Annotated in this window: 22 protein-coding genes; 2 read left to right on the forward strand and 20 right to left on the reverse strand. The window is 62.5% G+C overall.

Features of this window, described 5'->3' with window-relative positions; genetic code table 11:
- Positions 1-8: 8 nt before the first annotated feature.
- From ACN0SY_RS03815 to ACN0SY_RS03825, 3 genes are all read right to left on the reverse strand, one after another.
- Positions 9-701, reverse strand: coding sequence for a response regulator transcription factor (locus ACN0SY_RS03815; RefSeq protein ID WP_417684597.1), 693 nt, complete (start codon positions 699-701; stop codon positions 9-11).
- A gap of 182 nt (positions 702-883) precedes the next feature.
- Entirely contained in the window at positions 884-2431 is a 1548-nt protein-coding gene (locus ACN0SY_RS03820) for a Do family serine endopeptidase (RefSeq protein ID WP_417684599.1), read from the reverse strand.
- 181 nt (positions 2432-2612) lie between these two features.
- On the reverse strand, positions 2613-3260 hold the full coding sequence (locus tag ACN0SY_RS03825) for a glutathione S-transferase (RefSeq protein ID WP_417684601.1): 648 nt from the start codon (positions 3258-3260) through the stop codon (positions 2613-2615).
- A gap of 223 nt (positions 3261-3483) precedes the next feature.
- Between ACN0SY_RS03825 and ACN0SY_RS03830 the strand changes: the two genes are divergently transcribed.
- Both ACN0SY_RS03830 and ACN0SY_RS03835 read left to right on the forward strand, forming a co-directional pair.
- Positions 3484-4560, forward strand: a complete 1077-nt coding sequence (locus ACN0SY_RS03830; protein ID WP_417684603.1) for a DUF2336 domain-containing protein — start codon at positions 3484-3486, stop codon at positions 4558-4560.
- A 121-nt stretch (positions 4561-4681) separates the two neighbouring features.
- Positions 4682-5677: a DUF2336 domain-containing protein gene (locus ACN0SY_RS03835; RefSeq protein WP_417684605.1), complete on the forward strand. Its 996-nt coding sequence runs from the start codon at positions 4682-4684 to the stop codon at positions 5675-5677.
- A 30-nt stretch (positions 5678-5707) separates the two neighbouring features.
- On the opposite strand, the gene ACN0SY_RS03840 is transcribed toward ACN0SY_RS03835, so the two are convergent.
- The 17 genes from ACN0SY_RS03840 to ACN0SY_RS03920 all read right to left on the reverse strand — a co-directional run bounded on the left by ACN0SY_RS03840 (position 5708) and on the right by ACN0SY_RS03920 (position 23205).
- Complete coding sequence (locus ACN0SY_RS03840) at positions 5708-6145, reverse strand: cytochrome c-type biogenesis protein (protein WP_417685869.1); 438 nt, start codon at positions 6143-6145, stop codon at positions 5708-5710.
- A gap of 55 nt (positions 6146-6200) precedes the next feature.
- Positions 6201-8189, reverse strand: a complete 1989-nt coding sequence (locus tag ACN0SY_RS03845; protein WP_417684607.1) for a heme lyase CcmF/NrfE family subunit — start codon at positions 8187-8189, stop codon at positions 6201-6203.
- A 48-nt stretch (positions 8190-8237) separates the two neighbouring features.
- Complete coding sequence (gene ccmE, locus ACN0SY_RS03850) at positions 8238-8672, reverse strand: cytochrome c maturation protein CcmE (protein WP_417684609.1); 435 nt, start codon at positions 8670-8672, stop codon at positions 8238-8240.
- Between the two features lie 38 nt (positions 8673-8710).
- On the reverse strand, positions 8711-9877 hold the full coding sequence (gene ccmI / locus ACN0SY_RS03855) for a c-type cytochrome biogenesis protein CcmI (protein ID WP_417684611.1): 1167 nt from the start codon (positions 9875-9877) through the stop codon (positions 8711-8713).
- A 108-nt stretch (positions 9878-9985) separates the two neighbouring features.
- Positions 9986-11473: a hypothetical protein gene (locus tag ACN0SY_RS03860; protein WP_417684613.1), complete on the reverse strand. Its 1488-nt coding sequence runs from the start codon at positions 11471-11473 to the stop codon at positions 9986-9988.
- 241 nt (positions 11474-11714) lie between these two features.
- Positions 11715-12152 carry an RT0821/Lpp0805 family surface protein gene (locus ACN0SY_RS03865; protein ID WP_417684615.1) on the reverse strand — a complete coding sequence of 146 codons (438 nt, stop codon included), beginning with the start codon at positions 12150-12152 and terminating at the stop codon, positions 11715-11717.
- 136 nt (positions 12153-12288) lie between these two features.
- Positions 12289-13716 (reverse strand): ATP-binding protein, encoded by a 1428-nt coding sequence (locus ACN0SY_RS03870; protein ID WP_417684617.1) that lies wholly within the window; start codon positions 13714-13716, stop codon positions 12289-12291.
- Entirely contained in the window at positions 13706-14374 is a 669-nt protein-coding gene (locus ACN0SY_RS03875; protein ID WP_417684619.1) for a response regulator transcription factor, read from the reverse strand. The genes ACN0SY_RS03870 and ACN0SY_RS03875 overlap by 11 nt, the downstream gene beginning before the upstream one ends.
- A 68-nt stretch (positions 14375-14442) precedes the next feature.
- Positions 14443-14700 carry a hypothetical protein gene (locus ACN0SY_RS03880; RefSeq protein WP_417684621.1) on the reverse strand — a complete coding sequence of 86 codons (258 nt, stop codon included), beginning with the start codon at positions 14698-14700 and terminating at the stop codon, positions 14443-14445.
- A 154-nt stretch (positions 14701-14854) separates the two neighbouring features.
- Positions 14855-15547: a helix-turn-helix transcriptional regulator gene (locus ACN0SY_RS03885; RefSeq protein WP_417685871.1), complete on the reverse strand. Its 693-nt coding sequence runs from the start codon at positions 15545-15547 to the stop codon at positions 14855-14857.
- Between the two features lie 11 nt (positions 15548-15558).
- The gene (locus tag ACN0SY_RS03890) at positions 15559-15930 is read right to left on the reverse strand and encodes a VOC family protein (protein WP_417684623.1); all 372 of its coding nucleotides are present in this window, start codon (positions 15928-15930) and stop codon (positions 15559-15561) included.
- Between the two features lie 105 nt (positions 15931-16035).
- Positions 16036-16239 (reverse strand): hypothetical protein, encoded by a 204-nt coding sequence (locus tag ACN0SY_RS03895; RefSeq protein WP_417684625.1) that lies wholly within the window; start codon positions 16237-16239, stop codon positions 16036-16038.
- An 11-nt stretch (positions 16240-16250) separates the two neighbouring features.
- Complete coding sequence (locus ACN0SY_RS03900; protein WP_417684627.1) at positions 16251-17177, reverse strand: glycoside hydrolase family protein; 927 nt, start codon at positions 17175-17177, stop codon at positions 16251-16253.
- A gap of 69 nt (positions 17178-17246) precedes the next feature.
- Positions 17247-17972 carry a DUF2793 domain-containing protein gene (locus ACN0SY_RS03905; RefSeq protein WP_417684629.1) on the reverse strand — a complete coding sequence of 242 codons (726 nt, stop codon included), beginning with the start codon at positions 17970-17972 and terminating at the stop codon, positions 17247-17249.
- Entirely contained in the window at positions 17965-21870 is a 3906-nt protein-coding gene (locus ACN0SY_RS03910) for a baseplate multidomain protein megatron (RefSeq protein WP_417684631.1), read from the reverse strand. Before ACN0SY_RS03910 ends, ACN0SY_RS03905 begins: the two co-directional genes overlap by 8 nt.
- Positions 21858-22334, reverse strand: a complete 477-nt coding sequence (locus ACN0SY_RS03915; RefSeq protein WP_417684632.1) for an NlpC/P60 family protein — start codon at positions 22332-22334, stop codon at positions 21858-21860. Before ACN0SY_RS03915 ends, ACN0SY_RS03910 begins: the two co-directional genes overlap by 13 nt.
- On the reverse strand, positions 22312-23205 hold the full coding sequence (locus tag ACN0SY_RS03920; protein ID WP_417684634.1) for a DUF2163 domain-containing protein: 894 nt from the start codon (positions 23203-23205) through the stop codon (positions 22312-22314). Before ACN0SY_RS03920 ends, ACN0SY_RS03915 begins: the two co-directional genes overlap by 23 nt.
- Between the last annotated feature and the right edge of the window lie 17 nt (positions 23206-23222).

Genomic DNA, 23222 nt, shown 5'->3' on the forward strand with positions numbered 1-23222 from the left:
ACTTGCTGCTAGGGGTGATCGGCGGGTTCGCGGATCGTATATCCGGCACCGCGAATGGTGTGCAGCAGCGGCTTGTCGAAATCCTTGTCGATCTTGCCGCGCAGGCGCGAGATGTGAACGTCAATCACATTTGTCTGCGGGTCGAAATGATATTCCCAGACGTTTTCCAGAAGCATGGTTCGGGTCACCACCTGACCGGCATGCTGCATGAGGTATTCCAGCAGGCGAAATTCGCGCGGCTGGAGCGGAATATCGGTATCGCCCCTGCGGCAGGAATGGGCAAGGCGATCGAGAACGAGATCGCCAACCTGATAGGTGGTGGTTACCTCGCCCCCGGCCTTGGGACGGCGGGCGAGCGCTTCGACACGGGCCAGAAGCTCAGTGAAGGCATATGGCTTGGGCAGATAGTCGTCCCCGCCAGCCTTGAGCCCGGTGACACGGTCATCGACCTGGCCGAGCGCAGACAGGATCAGAACGGGGGTCTGGTTGCCGCCCTTGCGCAATTCGGAGATGACGGAAAGCCCGTCCCGGCGCGGCAGCATCCGGTCGACGATGAGGACGTCGTAGTCGCTGCCAAGCGCCATTTCGAGTCCTGTCTCGCCGTCGGCGGCCTGATCTGCCAGATGGCCAAGTTCCTTCAGCCCCTTGGCCAGATAGGCCGAGGCTTCCGCATCGTCTTCGATGATGAGAATCCGCAACATAATCTCCTTATACGGAAACTGGAGATCGATTGGCAAAGAAACACCGGCGGTGGATCGGGGGGATCCACCGCCGGATGTAACGGCCGGCATTGGCGGGGATGGGGGCAACGGACGCCAAGCCGACCGATAGGCACATGAGAGAACGATCAGGGGATGAGATCGTTCCCTCCTGTGTTTCCGGCTCAGCCGATTTTCATCGGAAGGGCCACGAAACGGGTCGCGTCGTTGTTCTCGACACGGAAGAGAACTGCCTTGCGGCCGTCCTTTTCAGCGGCGCGTACCGCGTCAATGACATCCGACGGGCTTGAGACCTTCGCACCGCCAACCTGGACGATACGGTCACCTCGGCGCAGCCCCTTTTCGGCTGCCGGACCGTCCGGATCCACATCGGCGACAACCACACCGTCACCATCGACACCGGCCTCACTGGTTGTCATCAGGGCCAGCCCCAGATCATCAAGGCTGGTGCGATCAGCCTTGGAAGCGTCGGCCTGCACCTGCTTTTCTGCGTCTTCGAGCTTGCCGAGCGTCACGCTGATGGTCTTCTCCTCGCCGTCACGCCAGACGGCGACATCCACCTTGGTGTCCGGTTCATAAGCCGCGATGATCTTGGACAGATCGCGCGGACCGTCGACCCTGGTGCCGTCGACCGAGAGGATCGTGTCACCCGACCTGATCCCCGCTTCGGCTGCCGGGCCATCTTCCTGCGCGTCGGCAACGATCGCGCCGCGCGCTTCGTCAAGTCCGAGGCTTTCGGCAATATCGTCGGTGACGTTCTGGATGTGGACACCCAGCCAGCCACGAACTACGGAGCCGTCGTCCTTGAGGTCCATGATGACATCGGTGGCGGTCGAAGCCGGGATCGCGAATGCGATGCCCACATTGCCGCCGGAGGGCGAGAAGATGGCGGCGTTCACGCCAATGACTTCACCCTTCATGTTGAAGGCCGGGCCGCCGGAGTTGCCACGATTCACGGGCGCGTCGATCTGGATGAAATCGTCGTATGGACCGGCTCCGATGTCGCGTCCACGGGCAGAAACGATACCCGCCGTGACGGAGCCACCAAGACCGAACGGATTGCCGATCGCGACAACCCATTCACCGACGTTGGGGGCGCTGTCGGCAAACTTGACGTAGGTGAATTCCTTGTCCGCATCGACCTTGAGGAGGGCCAGGTCGGTGCGCTTGTCGGCGCCGATCAGCTTGGCATCGTATTCCTTGCCGTCATTGGTGATGATGGTGAATTCGGTACCCTTGTCGACGACGTGGTGATTGGTCACCAGGTAGCCGTCCTCGGTGATGAAGAAGCCGGACCCCTGGGACATGCCGTATTGACGTGGGCGCTCCTGTTGGCCGCGAGGTTCGCCGCGCTCACCGCGACCGTTTTCTCCGAACTGGCGGAAGAAGCGCTGCAGCGGGTGATCCTTCGGCATGTCTTCGAAGAAGTCGCCGAAGTTGCCGTCGAAATTCATCATCCGCGGCTCGACTTCCTGCTTCACGCGAACGGAAACGACGGCAGGCTGGACCGCGGTCACGACCGGCGAGAAGTCTGCCGGTCCGGCAACGTCAACCTTGACGGCATCGGCAAAGGCAAATTGTCCTGGTACGATGGTCTGTGCAGTCAGGACACCGGCAACACCGAGTGCTACCGCTCCTGCCATAAGACGGGTCCGCAACCGGCTCGGTGTCTTGCGTGCCGCGTTCTGCGGGTTTTCAGGGTTCTGCATCATCAATGTCCTCTCGTGACAAGCATCTCGATCAGTTCGGGCGATCCTCGCGGGGAAGAGGATCATTCGCCCTGTCACCGTGGACTATGGTGTGCGTCTCCTTACGGCCGCCTGTCGGGCGGATTAAGCTTTTGTAATATTCGGGACAAGCGGTCTCAGCCTGTCAGAGGGCTTCCTGCGCCTGCTACGGAAAGACCAGAACAGTATCTCCGGATTGCCACTTCGGCAGCTTTGCCATGATCGACTGGAAACGGACGGAGGCTTCGAAGTCCGAAAGCCGACGCCTGAGATTTGGCCAGGGCTCGCCGTCGAACCACTGCCTGTCGACATTGGCGAACTGGCGCAGGAAAGGCAGGAAGGCGTAATCGGCAAGGCTCGCGCGCGATCCGAACAACCAGGGTGACCTGGTCAGACGTTGCTCGATGTCGCGCAAGATGCTGGATGCGGCCTCCCGCTCTCCCTCGCGCGAGGCATCCGGATGGCGCGTGTCGTACTTGTAGCGGTCGAGATGACGCTTGAAGTCGCCATCAAGAGCGTTGGCAAGGGCGACCATATCCTCCAGCGTGCCTTCTTCCGGCGTTAGCCAGCCCTCAGGGTCTCTCTGCTCAAGCGCCCAGAGCATGATGTCGAAACTCTCGTCGATGACGTTTGTACCGCTCTCAACGAGGCAGGGCACTGTCTTGCTCGGCGAGACGGCAAGGAATTCGGGAGCCTTGTCCCGGAGCACGATCTCGCGGAGCTCAACGGAAACGCCGGAGGACAGGATCGCCAGCCTGGCGCGCATGGCATAGGGGCACCGGCGAAAGGAATAAAGGATGGGCAACTCAGTCATGGATGACCAGTGGCAAAGCGCAATGGCGCGGTCAAGGGCGCTCGCAACACCGAGCAACCCGACGGGTTCCCACGATATGCGCTCCACATATTTATACTATCGTTATTTCTTACAATATCTGTCTGTTTTTCTCATAAAATCTCAATTAGCAACACCAATATTACCAATACTTAAGCATCCGCATGCAAGAAGGAAAACAGGTAGGAAACCGCGTGGGGATTACATGATTCAGGCACTGATCGAGCTTGCCAGGGAAGGCAGCAGCGACAAGCGGCGAGAACTTCTGGGTCATGTCTCCGCCCTTTTCATCTCGGATGCCGACAGGTACTCCGATGAGGAAATGACTCTTTTCAGCGGTGTCCTGTCGCGGCTGCTGGAGGATGCGGACACAACCGAGAAAAAACGCCTGTCCGCTCGCCTTGCACATGTGAAGGAAACGCCGCACGACCTGGCACTCCAGCTTGCGAACGAGGAAGCGGATGTTGCCAAATTCATGCTGCGCCATTCAACCGTTCTCACCGATGACGATCTGATCAAGCTCGCGCGCGCCAAGGGTCAGGACCATCTTCTGGCCATCTCGCAGCGCGAGCATCTGGAGAGCCGGTTGACCGACATCCTGCTCGAACGCGGTGAGCAGCCGGTCCGTCGCTCCGTTGCCGCCAACCCCGGGGCGCAATTGTCCGACTGGGGCGTACGGCTTCTGATGAAGCTGGCACAGAAGGACCAGCCAATCCATGACAGCATGGTGGACCGCAACGACATTCAGCCGGAGCACTACGAACGCCTGATCGCGATGCTGCCGAAGGAACAGGGCGACAAGCTCCGCAATCTTCATGCAAGGCAGAAGGCTCTCGTTGAAAGCATCCTGCGCGAGGCGGGCGAAGCGGTCGCAGGCAGCATGCTGGAACGCCGCAGATCGCGCATCGATGCCAAGGTCGCGCTGAAGGATATCAAGTCCGGCAACAAGACGCTGAACGAGGTGTTCCTGGCATTTTCCCTGTCACGGAACCTGTTCGACTTGGCCTTCATTCTTGCGCAGGTCTCTCTTATCGAACAGAAGTACGTCGTGAATGTCATGATGCGCTATGACATCGACGGCATTGCCATCCTGTGCAAGTCCCTCGGCATCGGCGCAAGCGAGTTCAACATGTTCTGCAAGGCGCGGGGCGCCCATCTCAAGCTCTCGACGGGAGCCATCGAGAACTGGCGCCAGGAATATTCGCGCCTGAGCGAAGAGGACGCGCAGCGGGCGGTACGCTTCATCAAGGTGCGCCTGATGACATCGGCGCTCGAAAAATAATCATATTTTCAGCCTCTTAGCCAAGTTGCCGCAACGGCTTCAAAGCGCTCCCCCGGGCCCCTATTATCGATTTCTACATATTTGCATGGTTAAAAGGATCTATTGATGGATACCTTCAGCCATGCTCGACTCGCTGATCAAACTAGCTACGGATTGTTCTGACGCGAAGCGTCAGCAGTTTGCTGACGAAGTTTCGAAGCGTTTTGTCGAGCGTGTTCACCTGAACCGGCCGGATGAGACCAGCGCTTTCAACAGCCTGCTTTCCGGTGTCGTCGACAAGATGGACACGTCCGCGAAGGTCACGATTTCCGAACGACTGGCCGATATTGACGCGACCGATCCCGGTCTGGCGGTCAAGCTGGCGACCGACAAGATCGAAGTCGCCCGTCCGATGCTCGAACGGTCCAAGTCCCTGCGCGAGCGGCAACTTCTGGAACTGGCGGAAAGCGCGGATCAGGAACACCTGCTCTCCTTGTCGAAGCGCGAGTACCTGAGTTCCCGCCTGACCAAGAAGCTGGTCGAGCGCGGTAACCTCACGGTCAAGCAGTCGGTTGCGTCCAATCTTGGTGCGGAAATCGACCCGAAGGATGTTGACCGGATCATCAAGGACCTTCCCAAGGAGATGGGCGACAAGATCCGGCATCTGCGCCGGTCGACCGAAGACCTTATCCAGGAAATGTTCCGCGACCCGGACGAGGTGATGACCGGCGAAGAACTGGTCAAGCGGGAGTCGCGCATCGACGTGCGCCAGTGGCTGACCGGAATTCGCCAGGGACATGTCACGCTGAACAAGGCGGTTTCGCAGCTTTGCTTCGAGAAGAACCTCTACGACGTGGTCAGCATTCTTGCTGTCGTGGTCGGGCTTGAGCGGAAGCACGTCGCCAACATGATGATCCGGTACGACTCGACCTGCATCGCCGTCCTTTGCCGTTCGATCGGGATCGCCGACGGCGAATACTCGAGTGTCTGCAAGGCCCGCTGCATGCACCTAAAGTTCCCGACATCGACCGGCAACAAGTGGGTGACCAACTACCACCTTCTTGATCCCAAGGATGCCCAGCGGATGCTCGCCCTGTTCAAGGCGAAGATGAGCGCCCAGGACGCCGACGCAGCCTGATCGTCGGCTGCCCCATCGCCCTTTCCGAGATCAGTTTTCCTTGCCCGACAGCAAGGCATCAAGACGCGCCTGTTCCTCGGCACTGAGCGGCTGCGGCTTGTCCTGCGCCCGTGACAAGGTCGATTGACGACGGCGCAAGGCCGCCATCAGGGCAAAGACGCCGGCAATCAAGGCCACCGGACCTGCGGCCCAGAGAATGATCGTGTGCCAGGCAAACCGCGGTTTCAGAAGTACGAACTCACCGTAGCGGGAGACCAGGTAGTCGATCACCTGCGCATCACTGTCACCGGCGACAAGGCGCTCGCGTACCAGAACACGCAAATCCTTGGCCAAAGGCGCATCGCTGTCATCGATCGACTGGTTCTGACAAACCATGCAGCGCAGGTTGGCAGACAGCTGGCGCGCCCGCTCCTCAAGGACGGGATCATCGAGGATCTCGTCCGGTGCGACGGCCATCGCCGGCGCCATCAAGCCTACGAGAAGAACAAGAAACGCAAAGGCAGTTCTCACGGTCAGATCCCCCCTATTCCGCTGCAGGCGCCGGGGCGTTGCTCCGGCGTGCGGCGGGACGCGGCGCACCGACGCGCAGGCGACGGTCGGCGATCGAGACAAGCCCACCGAAAGCCATGATCATGCAGCCGATCCAGATCAGGGTGACCAGCGGCTTGAAGTAGACGCGCACGTCGATGGCGCCGTCGTCTCGCCCCTCACCGAGGGACAGATACAGCTGCGAGAAGCCGACCGTCATGATACCGGCTTCGGTCGTCGGCATCTGCCTCGCTGTGTAGAGCCGCTTGGACGGCTGCAGTCTGGCGATCACGTTGCCACCTTCGCGCACCGTGAAGTGCCCGACATCCTCGCGGTAGTTGGGTCCCTGCCGGGGAGCCGCACCCTCGAAGGTCATCTCGTATCCGGCGAGTTCGATAACCTCGCCAGCTTTCATGGTCAGCACGCGCTCCTCCTGGAAGGCGGAGGCGGTGACGATGCCGAGAACCGTGACACCGATGCCGAAATGGCCGATGGCAGTTCCCCAGGCCGAACCCGGCAGGCCCTTGAGACGAGACAAGCCCCTGACCAGGCCGACCTCGAACAGCTTGACCCGCGTTGTAAGCTCGGCAAGCGCTCCGGCCATGACCCAGACCGCAAGACCAACCCCGAGCGGGGCCAGGACGCGCTGGTAACCCCAGAGCCAGAAGGTGAAAAGAACGGCAAGGATGGCAAGACCGAAGGCGGCGTAAAGACGCTGGGATGCAGCCAGAAGATCACCGCGCTTCCACGCCAGAACCGGACCGAAGGGTACCGCGATCAGGAGCGGGATCATCAACGGACCGAAGGTCAGGTTGAAGAACGGAGCGCCGACAGAAATCTTGTCTCCGGTCACCGCGTCAAGCGCCAGCGGGTACAGCGTTCCGACAAAGACGGCGGATGCGGCAGCCGTCAGGAAAAGGTTGTTCAGAACCAGCGCACCTTCGCGGCTGATGGGAGCGAACAATCCCCCCTGCTTCAGGGTCGGGGCGCGCCAGGCGTAGAGCGTCAACGAGCCGCCGATGAAGAGACAGAGCAGTACCAGAATGAAGACACCGCGCTCGGGATCCGTCGCAAAGGCATGGACGGAAGTCAGCACCCCCGAGCGCACCAGGAAGGTTCCCAGAAGCGACAATGAGAAAGTGAAGATCGCGAGCAGAACGGTCCAGACCTTCAGCGCGTCACGCTTTTCCATGACGATCGCGGAGTGCAATAGAGCAGTGCCTGCCAGCCAGGGCATGAAGGACGCGTTCTCGACCGGATCCCAGAACCACCAGCCGCCCCAGCCAAGCTCGTAGTAGGCCCAGTAGGATCCCATCGCGATGCCGGCCGTCAGGAACACCCAGGCCAGAAGGGTCCAGGGCCGGACCCAGCGCGCCCATGCCGCATCGATACGCCCGAGAATGAGCGCGGCGACGGCAAATGAGAAGGTGATGGAGAAGCCGACGTAGCCCACATATAGGAGCGGGGGATGGATCGCGAGGCCGATGTCCTGAAGGATCGGGTTGAGGTCATTGCCCTCCATCGGCGCCTGAACGATACGCTCGAAGGGATTGGAGGTGGCAAGAATGAAAAGCACGAAGCCGGCAGTGACCCAGCTCTGGACGGATAGCGTCGCAGCCCGCAGGGAAGCAGGGATGTTCGTTCCGAAAAAGCCGACCAGCGCACCGAAGAAGACAAGTATCAGGACCCAAAGCAGGACCGAGCCCTCATGGTTCCCCCACACGCCGGATATCTTGTAGATCATCGGCTTGGCGGAGTGGGAGTTCTCCCAGACGTTGACGACTGAGAAGTCGGAGGTGACATAGGCGACCGTCAGCGCTGCGAAGGAGATCGCGACCAGAAAGAACATGGCGACGGAAACCGGCGGCGCGATGGCCATCAGCCGGCTGTCTTCCCTGACAGCGCCTACCAGCGGAACAACGGACTGGATGAGCGAGAGCGCGAAGGCCAAAACCAGCGCATAGTGTCCGAGCTCGATGATCATGGTCTCTCCCTGAATTGCTTCCGACGGCGCCGCATCAGCGGGCCCAGGTCAGTTGCCCTGCCAGACGCCCTGCTGCTTGAGTGCCTCGGCCACTTCCTTGGGCACGTAGTTTTCGTCGTGCTTGGCAAGGACGCTGTCCGCCACGAACACCCCGTCCGGCGATATCATGCCCTCGGTCACCACGCCCTGCCCTTCCCGGAACAGGTCGGGCAGGATGCCCTTGTAGGTAACGGCAACAGAGTTGACCGTGTCGGTGACCCGGAATGCGACATTCGCATCGTCAGAGCGGACAACCGTTCCCTCTTCCACAAGACCTCCCAGCCGGATGCGCTGGCCCGGGGGAATCGTTTTTTCGACCACATCGGTCGGACTTTGGAAGAATACGATCTGGTCGTTGAGGGCGTAGAGGATCAAGCCGATCGCCAGGGCAAGCACCGCTCCGGCCGATCCGATCAGGGTCAGGCGACGTTGTTTTCTAGTCATTCTACTCGCGTCCAGCTCCTGTTGCCAAAGAGCCCCCTCTAAGACCCCTTGAGCCCTGCCTGTTCGGCAAGTTGGTCGATCTGCCCCATCGCCTCTGCATCATTTGCATGAATGTCACGTGCCTTGGCAATGGCTGCAATTGCCGCATCCCGCTTGCCGAGGACGGCATAGGCGCGGATCAGTCGAAGCCATTCCTCAAGCGAACCGCCGTTCGCCTCCAGCCGCTCGGCCAGTCCCTTGACCATGCCCTCGATCATCGCTGTACGATCGTCTGCGCTCATGTCGCGGGCAGCGGCAATGTCGTCAGCGCTCGGGCCCGGCGCAGCCGCCTGTCCGGCCGCACCGTCGCCGAGCCGACCTGCCATCTGCCCTCCGCCGAGTTTGCTCAGTTCTGCCTGGGCAACCGGAACCCATGGTTCCGCCGGGTCGGCACCGTCGAGCAAAGACGTCCAGGCCGCAATGGCTTCCCCGGCCTTGCCTTCCTGCCCCAGCGCAAGAGCCAGGAAGAACCGCGGCTTCACGGCCTGCGGATCCATCTGTACCGCGCGTTCGAAGGCTGCGTGAGCATTGGCTGTGACGATGCCGTCATTGGCGACCGTCAGGGCCTCACCGTAGTCGGTCACCAGCTTCACCGACGGCCCGAGAATGCGAATGGCGTTGGCATAGGCATCCGCCGCCGCGGCCGGGTTTCCAACTCTCATGTAGACCGGAGCAAGGACGCTCCAACCCTGGCCGTCCTGCGGATTGTCGGCAAGGTGGCGCTCGACGCGCGCGATGAGTTCGCCAACGGACTGGTTCTCGGGCGGCGCGCTGAGACGGGCCTGCAATGGCGTGTCCGGAAGATCGGGCGATCCGAGATAGAGATAGAGACCAAAGGTTCCGGCCGGCAATGCGAGAACGGCAAGCAGAGTGACCAGGCGAAGCGAAACGCGGCTGCCGCCACGTTCATGCGCCTCGGTTTTGCGTTCGTCAGTCGCAAGAAGTCTGCGGGCGACTTCGGTGCGGGCAGCTTCTGCAGCGTCTTCATCGATCAGGCCTCGATCGAGATCGCGGCTGATTTCGTCGAGCTGTTGACGATAGACGGCGGCATCGGCAAGCCGTTCATCCAGCTGGGTGTCATTGCCTGCCTGGCGACGATTCAGGGGCACGAGCACAGACAAAGCAGCAGCGGCGGTCAAAACCGCAGTAAGGATCCAGAACATCATGGGGCCACTATAGAGCCTTTCGGACTCGGAATGGCAAGCATGACTCGCTGTGACGAGCGGTCGCGGAAAGGTCTGACCGGATGCTCCGGTTCATGGGTTTTTCAGCTGTTACTGGCGCCGGTGCTGCATACGGCCCTTTGCGCCGCCAACCGGGCGAACGGAAGGATCCGGCTCGGTCTCGCCATTGGCGAAGACTTCGGCGATAGCGCTCTGGCGGCTGCGACGCAGTTGCTGCGCATATTCGGTGCCGTAGTAGATTTCACACAACATAATCGCGACATCCACCGCGGCAAGGTGGGCTTCTCGTGGCCTGCCCATCGTCTTGGGCAGATCGGTGATCAGGGACCGCGTCACGATTTCAAGGGTTTGCTCGACTGCCTGACGTGTCCGCTTTCCAATATCGTTGACTGCAAAGGTCCGCGGAGCATTTCGGACCATCACGACAACGCGCAGCGCGCGCACGGCCTCGTCGATGGCCAGGCGATCGTGTTCCAGATTGCCGTCGACATCGAAGGTTGGCACCTGCAGGGATCGGCGCACGGCCCCGTGGGCGTTGCGCAGCTCTCTGTCGACGATCTCCGAGATGTCTTTCTTCGTTTCCGAAAGGCGCTTGTGCCAACGACCGGCATGCGAGAGGTCGAGATCGACTTCGATGCCGTGTACCAGCGAATGATATTCGGCCAGCGCCTGGGAAAAGGCGACCGGGTCCGGATTGTTATTGCGGTGATCGTGGGCCAGCACATTGAGGCGTTCCGCCTCGCTCAGCACAATGTCGACGAACGGTGCGAAGCGGGAGCCGCTGAGGCTCTTGGCGTCATTGGTGCCGGCGAGACGGCCGGCAAAGCCACACAGGGCCGCAGGCGATGTCGCCCGGTCCAGAAGAGCGGCCGCGACCACCGGAACGTGGTCGGGAAACCTGGAAGCGGCCTTTTCGACCATCTTCAGGACGCCCTGACCGGTCATCAGGCGCTCCTCGTCCAGCGCATCGGGAACGGCATCGAGAAAAGGCCTCAGCCAACCCTCGGCCTCGAAAATCTTGTAGATATCCTTCAGGTCGGCAATACCGCGCTCGCCGCCCACCTCCATGGACAAGCGCCGGCGCTCCTTGTCGGAGCTTTCGATCTTGTGCAGGACGCCGCCAAGCGCATCAACCGAGCGCTTGCGCAGGTTGTTGATGAGCGATTCCATCCGCTCTTCGCTGACATTCATATCGTCGGCAGAGTTGAGAACACGCTTTACGTCGCTCGCCAGAACGTCGCGGCCAATCCAGGTCCAGACACGATTGAGAATTACGCGCTCGACACGGCCCTCCTGCTTTTGCGGCAGGTGCTCGTTGATCAGGAATTCATCGAGCGGTGTGAAGAACTTCCGCTGAACCTGGTTGCGTCGAACCAGACCACGGGGCATTTCCTCCGGGAAGGAACCGGTCTTGCGCAAGAGGTCGAGCGAGGCAGCCAGAATCAGCTCGACGTGGTCGTCCGCCGTACCGTCCTCCCGAGCCTTTTCGAGATTGCGGACCAGACTTTCAACCGCGCGAGGAGACAGCTCCTGCAAGTAGTTTCGTATCTTACTTGTTACGATCTTGGTTTCAGCCATTTTCTGCAAACACAACTGCGCAGCCTTAGCCTCGGAAACTAAAGGGATACCTTTAAGCAAAGGTTGAGAAACTCGGGTCTGTTTTAAGAAGCCCGACCGGAAAGGCTTTTTCCCGCATAGGCTTAGTGCAACGCACGCTTGCTACCACGTTGCATCGGCCACACCCCCTGACAATTGAACGGATGTACCCGGAAATTATGACCTGAGGCGCTGCCCTGCCACCATGAAAGGCATCGACACGTCAGCCCAGTGTCTTCCAGCTACCGTCATCCTGGCGGCATGCCGTCCCGCGCGAGCTGAGCGAGTGGCCGTCGAGCACCATGACGTGGGTAAATTCTCGGCAGGCCGTATCGTTGACCTGATAGACAGGGCCGGGCTGGACCTGGCCACTGCGCCCGGTCTTCTCATTCTGCCAAGCCACTGCAACACCTACACCATTTGCCCGCAGAGCACGTTTTTGCGCCTCTGCAACGGCACGGTGATCGGATGCCTCAAGCGCCTGGCCGAAGTCGTTGTCGAGCAGCACGGCAATTGCAGTACTCGCCTCATCCTCGGCAACCGAGCCCGAGCTTGCACCGAACTGGTTGTTCCATGCTCCCGAGGTGCCGCCGGATACGGCAGAGCAACCGCTCAAGGCGGCGCCAAGGACAAGCAGACAGGTCAGTTCCGCCAAGCGCATGGGTTACTCCCGAAAACTTCGGACCGCAGGGTTTACAGTGTTAGCCCTGACGAATCGAATAAACACTATTTGTGGCCGAACTACGCCCCGGCGCTCAAGTTTTTAGTGATGCAGATCACAGTATCGTTAGGGCATGTCAAACGGATGGCAGAACGAGTCTTGCCTTGAGCCCGCCGAGTTCGCTGCGACCGAGTTCCAGCTGCCCGCCGTATACCCCGGCCAGATCTGCAACGATCGACAGGCCAAGGCCTGTCCCGGGTACCGTTTCATCGAGGCGGCGGCCGCGCTTGACGGCTTCAGTGCATTCCTTCTCCGACAGTCCGGGGCCGTCGTCCTCGACCAGAATCTCGAAAAGCGCACGCGCCTGTTCGCCTTGCTGGAGAGGCCCTACCTCGACCCTCACAGCCGAACGGGCCCATTTGCAGGCATTGTCGATCAGGTTGCCGGTCAATTCCTCCAGGTCCTGCTGTTCGCCGCGGAAACGGAGGTCGGCCGGGATATCACCGGCAAATCCGACTGTGCGTTCCCGGTAGATCTTGGACATGGCACGTACGAGACGGCCAAGCACCGGTTCGACCTCGCAGGAGACACCGATCACCCGCCGCTGTGCCGCCATGCGCGCACGCTCAAGGTGATGCTGGATCTGGGTCTGCATGATGGCGGCCTGCTCGGAAACCTTATCGGCCAGAGGCCCCGATGCGGACCGTGCTTCGTTGGAAATGACGCTCAGTGGGGTCTTCAGACCGTGAGCGAGATTGCCGACATGAGTTCTCGAACGCTCGACGATCTCTCGGTTCGAATGAATGAGAGCGTTCAACTCGACCGCAAGCGGCGCGATCTCCACGGGGAGATCCTCATCGATTGCCTCGCTCTCGCCGCGCCGGACCATGCCAAGCGATCGCCGGAGACGCATGAGGGGCCGCAGACCGACACGCACCTGCAGGAAGACCGCACCGACAAGCCCGGCACCGAAGATCAGCAGGGTCATGGCGACCTGCCCGGCAAAGCTTCGGATGTCGGCCCTGAACCCGGCGGTTTCGGCGGCAACGGAGACGACATAGGCACTGCCAGCGATGTCGAAACGCTGCTGGCGCACCCGGATTTCCTCATTGCCGGGGCCCATGGCGAAGGTGCTCCGTTCAGCCTCGGCGTCCCTTTCGAGCGTTCCCTCCACGATCAGCGGATCACCGACAAGCGAGGGAGATGCAAAGAGGACTTCGCCGTCCTCTTGCCTCGCGACCGTCCAGTACCATCCGGACAGCGGCAGGGCAAAACGGGGTTCGCTCAATCCCTTCGGCGCACGAACCGTCTCGTCCGTGCCATTCGCCTCGGGGACCATTTCGGCCAGGATCGACTTTCCGTAAACGTCGAGCTGCGCATCGAAGGCCCGCTCGCTGGCCGCCCGGTAGAGGCCGACGAGGATGAACCCCGCGACAGCCAGGGCAAGAACAGACCAGACCGCGGCAACCGCGACGAGGCGTCCGGCCAGCGATGTCTTTCGCCAGCGCGCCTTTCCGGCTCGCGCCGCCTGTTGGATCTCGACGGGTGCGCTGTCACTCGTCAACGGGATCTCCAAGCCGGTAGCCGAGCCCGCGAATGGTTTCGATCAGGTCGGAGCCGATCTTCTTGCGCAGCCGGCCGACAAAAACCTCGACCGTATTGGAATCACGATCGAAGTCCTGGTCATAAAGGTGCTCGGTCAGTTCCGTGCGGGAAATCACCTTGCCCTGGTGATGCATGAGGTAGGACAGCAGGCGGTACTCGTGCGAGGTCAGCTTGATCGGTGTGCCGTCGTTCGTGACACGGCCGGCACGCAGGTCAAGGCGGATCGGGCCGCAGGTGATCTCGTTCGATGCATGGCCGGCGGCTCTGCGCACCAGCGCACGAACGCGGGCAAGCACCTCCTCCATGTGGAAAGGCTTGGCAACGTAGTCGTCGGCTCCGGCATCGATGCCCGCCACCTTGTCGGACCAGCGGTCGCGCGCCGTCAGGATCAGGACGGGCATGGTGCGGCCGTCGCGGCGCCAGTTTTCCAGGACCGAAAGACCGTCCAGCTTTGGCAGCCCGAGATCGAGAATCACGGCATCGTATGGCTCGGTGTCGCCCAGAAAGTGCCCTTCCTCACCGTCGAGTGCCTTGTCGACAGCATATCCCGCCTCCTCCAGCGCGGCCACGAGCTGGCGGTTCAGGTCGACATCATCTTCAACAACAAGCACGCGCATGGGATTTTCCGAAATGGTTTATCTGGTCATTCGTTGAAGTCAGGCGGGAGCAGTCAGGCATGCAAGATCTAACGACTGGCGTCGAGAACCTTTGTTTGCACCTGACCGCCCACGAGAACGGACAGGCGGTAGACATAACGTCCGCCCTCGATACAGAGCTGCGCCTTGACGATCTCGCCGCCAGCGGCACCTTTCATCGAGCCGAGCGGCGCTGCCTTGCCGCTCGCCACCGCATCGCGCGCCTCTGCCTGCGACAGGCATTGGGCAGCGGCGGGCAAAGGCGCCAAGGCAAGCATCACGATCAGAACCTGGTAAATCCGTTTCACGTCCGTTTGTCCCACTCTCGTCCGGCAAGCCGGACCCCTTCGAACACCGTCAAGGTGCCACGACAATCTGCATGTTGGAACAGGGTTTAGGGGAATTGACCTGAATGGAAGCTGAACCGGACTTTCATCAACGCCTCATTTGGCGGCAGCGCTGTCAGCGATGGTGCCCGCTGTCTTCCATAGTGCGGTAGAAATCCTTGAGCGTGCGTCCGGGTTCAGGCCGGAAAACGGACCCTTCATGCGCAAGATCCTTGACGCGGTCGAGCCGGAACATTCGGAAGTCTTCGCGAAGCTCGCACCAGGCAACCAGGGTCCAGACCTTGCCCCAGAACCACAGACCGAGTGGCCGAATCGTGCGTTCCGATGGGTCTCCGTCCGCATCGCGGTAGGAAATGGTCAGGCGATTGTGCTTGTCGGCCGCCTTTTCCAGAAAGTCGATGCGCTGGCGGATTTCCGGCGTCATTTCCGGGGCTATCGCATGGATCTCGACGCCGCCCATGCGCTCGCGCAGGGGATCGGGCAGCACGGCATCGATCTTGATCAGCGCCTCTTCAGCTGCTCTCGCCATCTCCGCCCCGCCCCAGGCGCGGATGAGCCTTGCGCCGGCGATGAGGGCAACGATCTCGTCGCGCGAGAACATCAGCGGCGGCATGTCGTAGCCCGAACGCAGAATGTAGCCGACCCCGGCCGCTCCATCGATGGGAACGCCCGAGGCCTGGAGGTCCGCGACGTCGCGATAGATCGTGCGCTCGGACACTTCCAGCCATTCGGCCAGTTGCCGCGCGCGGACGAGCCGGCCACCCCGCAAATGCTGTACGATCTGGAAAAGGCGGTCGGCGCGTCGCATCATTCATCTCCTCAGGCGGAGAAAAGTCCGACGGAATTACCGTCCGGGTCAAGGCAGTAGGCAAAGCGGCCGGCCGGAATGGCGATCGGGTCGGAAACCACTTCGCCGCCAGCGCGGGCGAATCGTTCCATCGTGGTTTCCAGCCCATCGGGACAGGCCAGGTGAACGGTAGGCCCGGTGCCGCGTGCGGGCGGTTTGCCCGGATAGATATGACCAGCAACACCGTTCTCGCTTGCCGGGAACATTGCCATAGGATTCGGCCCCATGTCCTCAACCTTGGTCAGGCTGATCTGGAACACTTCGTTATAGAAAGCGATGGCGGCATCGATATCCGTCACCGGAAGCTCGAACCAGACCGCGAAATTGTCAGGCTTGAATGTCATTTCCACTCTCCTCGCAGGAATTCCGACGAGGAGAGTTCTCGCACACCCCTCCTGACAGCATTCTGTCAGGAGGGGTGTCAGGGATTGGAATTTCTCCGGATGGACCTAAGACCGCACCCATCCGGCCGGTCCACGCGTGACATGACGCAGGAGGATATTGGCGGCGCCCATTGCGAGAACCGCAAGGGGGCCACCACTTGCCGTCACCACCGTTCCCGGTTCGACGAGCGACAGGTTTTCCGCGACCTCTGCGCCGAGGGCGAGAAGACCTATGGCGGTGTTGAACAAAAGGGTTTTCCAGCCGGTCATGGCAGCTCCTTTCAGGTTGGGGATCGGGAATGTGTGGGGGCGATGCGCCCGGCGATTTCCGCAAGGGCGGTAGCTACAACGAACCGGATCCTGCCGCGGTGGCGCCAGGCCACCGCCAATGCCAGAAACGCTGCGATCACGAGCACGCCCACCAGCAGCACATGCTGCCAGTCGAAGCCGCTCAGGTGCGCCGTTCCGGAGGCCGCAATGCCGCTGCAGGCAGACAGTCGGTTCGCCTTCACCCTTGAGAGAGCACGGTCGAGTTCCGCCCTTGTGGCAGGACCAGCGATACCGTCGGTGAGCAATGGCGGATGGTTCTTCTGGAATGCAAGGACAGCCTGGCGGGTTCTGGGGCCGAGAATGCCGTCGATCCCGCCCGGCCGGTAGCCGAGGGCGGACAGGCCGGACTGAAGGTCCCGCACCATGCGTTCGCTCAAGCTCGGACCGTGGCCGAAGGACCCGTAGTCTCCGCTGAGCAGCAGCTCCGCCTCTTCCCGGCGGCGGCGGACGAGTCCGGCAAGCCGCTTGCCGCCTGCGGTCACGCCGGTCTTTGCCAGCAGCGCGGCGGCCGCATCGAGATCACCCGCCTTCAGTGCCTTCGCCCAGCGCCAGGACAGCGCCCTCGGCCCCAGATTGTAGACGACGGAGACGCAGGCATCGAAGGCGGCTTGGGGCAAACCGGGCAAGGCCTGCGCAACATAGGGAGCATATTCCTCGTCAAGCAGCTTGAGGAGCAGCCGGTTCGCCGCTTCCCGCGAGATGGTGTCACCGAGTGCCAGCGCTCCGCCATGATGCGCCCGCCACCAGCTTGCGAACATGCGCGAGCCCATGGTGAAGCCGTAGCCGATGGTCAGGACGCCGGCCGGATCTAGATAGGCTCTGGACACGAACCCCTCGTGGGCGGCGATGAACGCCAACCCCTTTTCGCTGATTTGCATGAGATTGCTCCTCATCCGTTCCGGAAAAAGGACGGGAAAGGCGGCAGACTGTGAGAAATTGGGCTGCGCCTACGACGCCGGCACCACCGGGATCAGGCAATGGACGGCAAGCCGGACCGAGCCACCGGTGAAGCTGCCTCCGTTGGCACTCACGCGCACGGGGGTATCAGCATAGAAGGCCGTTGGGCCAATGATTCCCGCGTTTGTTGCTCCGGCCGAAACCCCGAGCGAGCCGCCGAACTTCGAGGGCTCGCCAGCCAGTCCGCAGTCGTACGACGACGCGCCGGTCACCTCCGTGGTGGTGCGGCAGGAGACGCCGAAGACAATGGCCCGATCGGGAATGAGCGCACTGGTTTCGGCATAAGTTCCGGCAAGGGCGGTCAGTTCCTCTTCAAGAACCGCAAGGCGGTTTCCCGCGCCGTGTTCCGAGCGGGCCATCAACCGGTCCGGCGCCATGAGCGGTGCAACCTCGCGCCAGCCACTGTCTGTTGCGACAATCAGGGCCTCCTCGTCGGCGACAAAGGCGACAAGACCGGCGAAGGCGGCGTGGAAGTGCCAGATCCCGTCGCGCCAGAGCGCGATCTGGCCCTCGCGGCCCGACCAGTCGCCGCTCGCCCCTGATGCGACCAGAAAGGCATCGCCCTCGACCGGGATCGGCGCTGCCGCAAGTGATCTCGATTTCAGATGCAGATGCGCCAGAGCGTCGAGGGTCAAAAGCGCCTCATTGTGGGTGACGTGCTTTTGAGCCTGGGCAGCTGCTAGAAGCGGCAGGGCGAACCGGAGGGTGTCAGACATGTCGTGTCGCCTTTCTTTCAAAGCCCCGGCCGGAGGTGGCCGAAAGCTGGCAGACCGAGAAACTGAGGGAGGGAACCTGCGCCCCGAAATCGGCGATCTCATCTGCCGCCGGATAGAGCACCTCGGGCGTTGTCGCTGACAGTGTGCGCAGCACCTCATCGCCCGGCCCCAGGATGTCGATTTCGTAGGCCTCGCTCTCCTCGCCGAGCGGCACCTCGACCTGCTCCCAGCTGTCGCCGCTCCGCCGTGTCTGGCGGGTAAAGCTGATGCGGATGCCCAAGGCCGTCCGCCTCGCCTTCAGATGAACCGGAGCCAGCGCTCTTTCTCCGCGTCCTGAGGCGGCATGGGTGAGCGCAAGGGCCAGCGGGTCATCAACGGCAAGGCCCGCGGGCACCAGACGATAGTGATAAGCACGGCCAAGCTGGTCCCGGCCGACCGGCACCAGGGGAACGGTCTCGGGGTCAAGAAGCACCACGTCCGCCCCAGTCTCGGCGCTGACAAGTCCACCGGCCCTCATCTCCGGCTCCGTTCCCATCTGCGCGCGCAAGAGCGTGGAAAGCCGGTAGGCATTGCTGCCGATCAGCTCTGCATCGCGGAACTGCAGAATTTCATGCCCCCCGCCCTTGCAGCGCACGGCAAGAACGTTGCGGCCGCTCAACACCTCCAGCTCCGGGCGCGACTGCAGCAGGCCGCCGTGAAGCTGTACCTCCAGACAATTCGCCCGGTCCCAGACGGCGACCGGCCCGGCGCCAAGATCGGCAAGCAACTGCCCCATGGTGGCTGGCCGCTCAATCGTTGCCACCGGTTCGAAGCCCGCCCCGGTCACCGATCTGAGCAGCGACAGGGTTCCGGGCCAGGGCTTTGCAAAGCAAGCCATGCGCAAAGGGGCGTCCGGATCTCCTTCGGCCATCGGAGGCAGATCGAGGAAAATGCCATGTGGCAGGCCCGGATCGCTGCCCTGATAGGTCTCCGTGACGGGTTCGGGCACCACCGTGACAGGGGCTTTCGTCGTGCTGACACGTACCGCCTCGACGCGCCGCACTTCCGTGTCCTCGATGCTTTCGACCCGCAGGCGCAGCGGCGGCTCGAACCGCTTGCCGGGGACGCCGGAGAGCGCAAGAACGTCACCCGGCTCGACATCGATACAGCGCGGCGACAGAGAGAATTCCGCGCGCTCGCGTTCGCCCCAGATGCGCGCCAGACGGCGGTCGGCTGCCTGCTGAAGGGCGTGCGGCGACGTTACGATGGCCAGATCCAGCGTTTCGATCTGGCGGCTACCGACCTCCAGACGGCGCGAGGCAGCTACCCGGCGGCGATAATCACTTGCCGCATCCTCGGCCCCAAGGCGTACCTCCGAGGCGAGTTCGGCTTCCTGTGCCCGGGTCCGCGACAGGATCGGGACCTGCACGTCGTCCGGATCGACCAGGTCTGCCGGACCAAGCAGGCGGTCCGGCGTCGTGCTTGCGCTCTCAAGCCTAATCCGGGTTCCAAGATCCGACGCCGTGCCGCCAAAGGCGGTCAGAAGCGGTTCGATCACGTCACGGGCGGCAACCGGTCCGGCAACCGCCATCCCCTCGAGGGAGCCGGAGAGCGACCCGACCGCGACATCGCTCTGCGAGATACCGAAGTCGTCCAGGAGCTGGCGCAGCAGGCCGGACACGGACAGACCGCCCAGCCTGCCATTCAGCCAGTGGCCGAGCCGCCAGTTCGCCCCATCGGCCCAGACGTCCAGATGCCGGGGAAACGCGGGATACGGCCGGGCATCCCAGGTCCAGAGGAACATCCCGGCAGGGTCGACCATGCGCCCGCTGAAGGCCGCCGACCACGGATTGACGCTTTCGACAAAGTCCGGATCCGTATCATCGAAGGCATCCAGCCAGGCTTCGAGACCCCGGCGCTGGATCAGGTCGTCCCTGGTTCCGTCGGAAAAATGGGGAAGTGCGCTTTCGGCGGATTTCAGGTCGATGAAGACGTTCGGCTGATTGCTGCCCTTGTCGACCGCGGGCACACCGAGTTCGGTGAAGCGGATCGGTTTTGATCCGGGCACCCAGGACGTCGCAACGCTCTCCTCCTCACCGCCCACTCGTTCGTGATGATCGTTCGACCACCAGCCGGCAAGATCCCGGGCACGGTAGACCCACGGCTTGCCATAGGCGCCATCCGTGATCGGCGTGCGCTGCCCTGCCCTGCGGTCGGCATCGGAGGCATAGTACCAGTCGAAATACTCGCCGCTCGTGATCGCTGCGCGCAGGAGCTCCGGGTCATGAGGGTCCGTGTTGCCATCCGGATCTCCGGTGCCTCGCATATCCGTCAGGGGCAGGTAGTTGTCGATGCCGACAAAGTCGACAGATGACGACGCCCACAACGGGTCGAGCGGAAACCGCAGCTCGGAAGCCGAAACCTGATGGGCTCCATATTCGGACCAGTCTGCGGCGTAGGAAACGGCGGATGCGCTGCCGAGTACGCTTTTGGCGTCTTCGGCCAGTGCGACGAGTTCGTCCACGAAGGGATAGTCCCCACCTGCCCCTTGCGCCTGGGTCAGTCCGCGAAGCTCCGACCCGATCAGGAAACTGTCGACCCCGCCCGCGGCCAGTGCCAGATGCGCCATATGCAGCACATGGCGGCGGTAGCGCCATTCGGAAGGACCCGAATAGACCACGCTTTCGCCCGAGACCGAGAAACTGGACGGCTCAGCACTGCCGAAGAAGCTTGCCGCTTCGGCATCGGTATCAAGATGCGGAACAATGCGCCCACGCCAGGGATAGGCCGCCTGTTCGCTCCCGCCATGGGGATCGGGAAGCCCGTTTCCTGCCGGAATATCCAGCAGAAGGAAGGGGTAGAGCATCACCTTCAGGCCACGGGCCTTGAGATCCTTGATTGCGGCAATCACGCTGGCATCGGACGGCGTACCGCCATAGGCAGGCTTGCCGTCGACCCGAGACACTTCGGTCGCCGCGGACCGCGCAAGCCCCGCCACCGACCAGGTCGCCCCGCTTGTCGGCTTCTGCCGTTCCTCCACCAGTGGCCGGATGGTGCAGGCACCTGCGCGCAGGTCATCGCCGAACCAGGCTACCACGAGCGCGACGCTTTCGAGGTTCGGACAAAGGGCTTGAAGCTCGTCGAGCGATGCCGCCCAGTCGCTGGCGGCATCCTGCACATGGCGGTTGAGGCTTTGTGTGACGCCCGGTGACGGCGTCGCGCTGACCGCGGTTGGCTGGTAGACGAATTCGCCAGCGCCCGGAATGATCGTCACGGACCGGATCTTGGTCTCAAGCGTCTCAACGGAGCGAAGAACCTCGAAGGTGAGCTGCGGCAGGCGGTTGCCGAAACTCTCCAGAGCGAGATGCTCGAAGACAGCATAGGCAACGCCGCGATAGGCCGGTGCGTCCCCCTGAAGCCCGGCGATCAGCGGATCGGGCAACTGGTCGAGGGCGCCGGTGTAGAGGCGCATGTTGAGACGGGAGGTGTCCAGAAGCTTGCCGTCGGCCCAGATGCGGCCAATTTTCGTGACCGGTCCCTCGCAGAGAGCCACGGCGAAATTCGCGTAATAAGCGTAGGAGCGCACGGTGGTCGTTTGCCCGCCGCCACCCTTGCCGCCCTGGCGCTCCTCGGTAACTTCCTCTTCGAAACGGGTCGCCCAGATCACCTGCCCCGCAAGGCGCACGCGGCCATAGACCCTGGGAAGTGCGGCTCCCTCGTTGGACGCCTGGACCGATAGGTCGGCAAGGCGGCCGGTCTCGAGGGTGCGCGAGGACCCGAAGAGCGACTTGTCGAGCGTGTTGCCCGCGATGGCCCCGGCTGCCTTGCCGAGGATGCCGCCAAGACTGCCGAGGCCGAAGATGCCACCGGCCGCGCCACCCAGCGCCTGCCCGGCAGCCGTCAGGATCAAGGTTGCCATGGACCGGACTCCGGAAAGGAAAAGACATGGGAGATGCGCCGGCGCCAGGCCGGTACAAGCGGACTTTCAACGGTTCCGACCCGCTCGTAGGCGTGGATCAGATGACCGGTACCGGACAGGATCCCGACGTGGCGGGCGGGCAGACCATCGCGCCAGCGGAACAGCAGAACGTCGCCGGGCCGCTCATTGCCTATCGCTCCGGGAACCAGCCACCTGCGGCCGGCCGCAGCAAGGCTGTCCTCCTTGTCCGCGGCCATCCAGTCGGGATGATAGGGCGGCACCTTTTCCGGTTCGGCGCCATAAAGCGCCCGCCAGATCCCGCGCAGCAAGCCGAGGCAATCGCACCCGGCGCCTTGAACGCTGGCCTGATGACGATAGGGCGTACCGAGCCAGAGGCGGGCTTCGTCGAGCACGGCGCAGCGCAACGGCGAAAGCTGCCCGTCACGAAACAAGGGTACCGCCATCGTTCACTCCCGTGTTGCGCGAGGGGTAGGACAGCACGAAGTCGGTGCCGGGCATGTGTGGAAAGCCCTGGAAGTTGAGACTGTTCGAAAACTTGTGGCGGCAGGTGCCGAAGCCTTTGTCGCAGCCTGCCGTCAGGCGAACCGGCGTTCCCGGCTCCAGCCGGCCGGGCGGTTCCTGCCAAAGGCTCACGACAGCATCTGGCGCTTGGCTTCGATGGCCGGAGATCTCGGAGCGAAAACCTTCGTATTCTCCGCCAAGGACTTCGAAACGGCCCCCGGAGAACCAACCCGCATCGAAGCCGGAAAGGCCGTCGAGGAACACCTCTCCCTCACCGGCTGCACCTACAACGGTTCCCGTGCTGTGGTACGCAGGATCGTCAAGGTCTATGCCGCAGCGGGCGTCACCGAAATCTGCATCACAGGAGCGGGAGAACACCCGGCCGCGGCGCACTTCCAGAAGATGGGCAAGACCTCGAAGTTCGGCCTGGAAGGCCTCGCCCTTGCGGCTGACCTCACCGATCCTGGCCCGGCGCAGGAGGAGATGCTGCGTTGGTGCCTGCCAGTTGACAAGGTAGACCTCGACCTCGGCCCCGTCCCAACGTCCTGCCTCCAGATCGTCGTCGGTCAGGCCTTGCGAGGCGAGTACCCCGCTGAGCTCGCCGCCGCCTGTTGCGAGACCCGGCCCGCTCACGTCGCTCGTCGCCGTCACGCCGTTCTCCGGCCGGCAGGCGGCACCGCCGACGGACAGGGTCCGGTCGTGGTCGGTGAACCCGAGCTTCGCGCCATCGGCACGGACGACGATCCAGCAGCGCGCAAGCGTCGTCGCCCCGCCGTCCAGATGGGCGGCGAGTTCTGGACTGAGGGTTTTCATAAACGGTATCCTTTCCG

It is taken from the genome of Roseibium sp., from assembly GCF_048261595.1.
Lineage (GTDB): Bacteria > Pseudomonadota > Alphaproteobacteria > Rhizobiales > Stappiaceae > Roseibium.

Bases quoted from the DNA above. Each gene is read 5' to 3' on its own strand.
- ACN0SY_RS03920 (WP_417684634.1), bottom strand. From the start codon at position 23,205: ATGAAAACCCTCAGTCCAGAACTCGCCGCCCATCTGGACGGCGGGGCG.
- ACN0SY_RS03840 (WP_417685869.1), bottom strand. From the start codon at position 6,145: ATGGCGCCGGCGATGGCCGTCGCACCGGACGAGATCCTCGATGATCCC.
- ccmI (WP_417684611.1), bottom strand. From the start codon at position 9,877: ATGATGTTCTGGATCCTTACTGCGGTTTTGACCGCCGCTGCTGCTTTG.
- ACN0SY_RS03835 (WP_417684605.1), top strand. From the start codon at position 4,682: ATGCTCGACTCGCTGATCAAACTAGCTACGGATTGTTCTGACGCGAAG.
- ACN0SY_RS03885 (WP_417685871.1), bottom strand. From the start codon at position 15,547: ATGCGACGCGCCGACCGCCTTTTCCAGATCGTACAGCATTTGCGGGGT.
- ACN0SY_RS03845 (WP_417684607.1), bottom strand. From the start codon at position 8,189: ATGATCATCGAGCTCGGACACTATGCGCTGGTTTTGGCCTTCGCGCTC.
- ACN0SY_RS03860 (WP_417684613.1), bottom strand. From the start codon at position 11,473: ATGGCTGAAACCAAGATCGTAACAAGTAAGATACGAAACTACTTGCAG.
- ACN0SY_RS03875 (WP_417684619.1), bottom strand. From the start codon at position 14,374: ATGCGCGTGCTTGTTGTTGAAGATGATGTCGACCTGAACCGCCAGCTC.
- ACN0SY_RS03820 (WP_417684599.1), bottom strand. From the start codon at position 2,431: ATGATGCAGAACCCTGAAAACCCGCAGAACGCGGCACGCAAGACACCG.
- ACN0SY_RS03910 (WP_417684631.1), bottom strand. From the start codon at position 21,870: ATGGCAACCTTGATCCTGACGGCTGCCGGGCAGGCGCTGGGTGGCGCG.
- ACN0SY_RS03865 (WP_417684615.1), bottom strand. From the start codon at position 12,152: ATGCGCTTGGCGGAACTGACCTGTCTGCTTGTCCTTGGCGCCGCCTTG.
- ACN0SY_RS03900 (WP_417684627.1), bottom strand. From the start codon at position 17,177: ATGCAAATCAGCGAAAAGGGGTTGGCGTTCATCGCCGCCCACGAGGGG.
- ACN0SY_RS03830 (WP_417684603.1), top strand. From the start codon at position 3,484: ATGATTCAGGCACTGATCGAGCTTGCCAGGGAAGGCAGCAGCGACAAG.
- ACN0SY_RS03895 (WP_417684625.1), bottom strand. From the start codon at position 16,239: ATGACCGGCTGGAAAACCCTTTTGTTCAACACCGCCATAGGTCTTCTC.
- ACN0SY_RS03815 (WP_417684597.1), bottom strand. From the start codon at position 701: ATGTTGCGGATTCTCATCATCGAAGACGATGCGGAAGCCTCGGCCTAT.
- ACN0SY_RS03915 (WP_417684632.1), bottom strand. From the start codon at position 22,334: ATGGCGGTACCCTTGTTTCGTGACGGGCAGCTTTCGCCGTTGCGCTGC.
- ACN0SY_RS03890 (WP_417684623.1), bottom strand. From the start codon at position 15,930: ATGACATTCAAGCCTGACAATTTCGCGGTCTGGTTCGAGCTTCCGGTG.
- ccmE (WP_417684609.1), bottom strand. From the start codon at position 8,672: ATGACTAGAAAACAACGTCGCCTGACCCTGATCGGATCGGCCGGAGCG.
- ACN0SY_RS03905 (WP_417684629.1), bottom strand. From the start codon at position 17,972: ATGTCTGACACCCTCCGGTTCGCCCTGCCGCTTCTAGCAGCTGCCCAG.
- ACN0SY_RS03825 (WP_417684601.1), bottom strand. From the start codon at position 3,260: ATGACTGAGTTGCCCATCCTTTATTCCTTTCGCCGGTGCCCCTATGCC.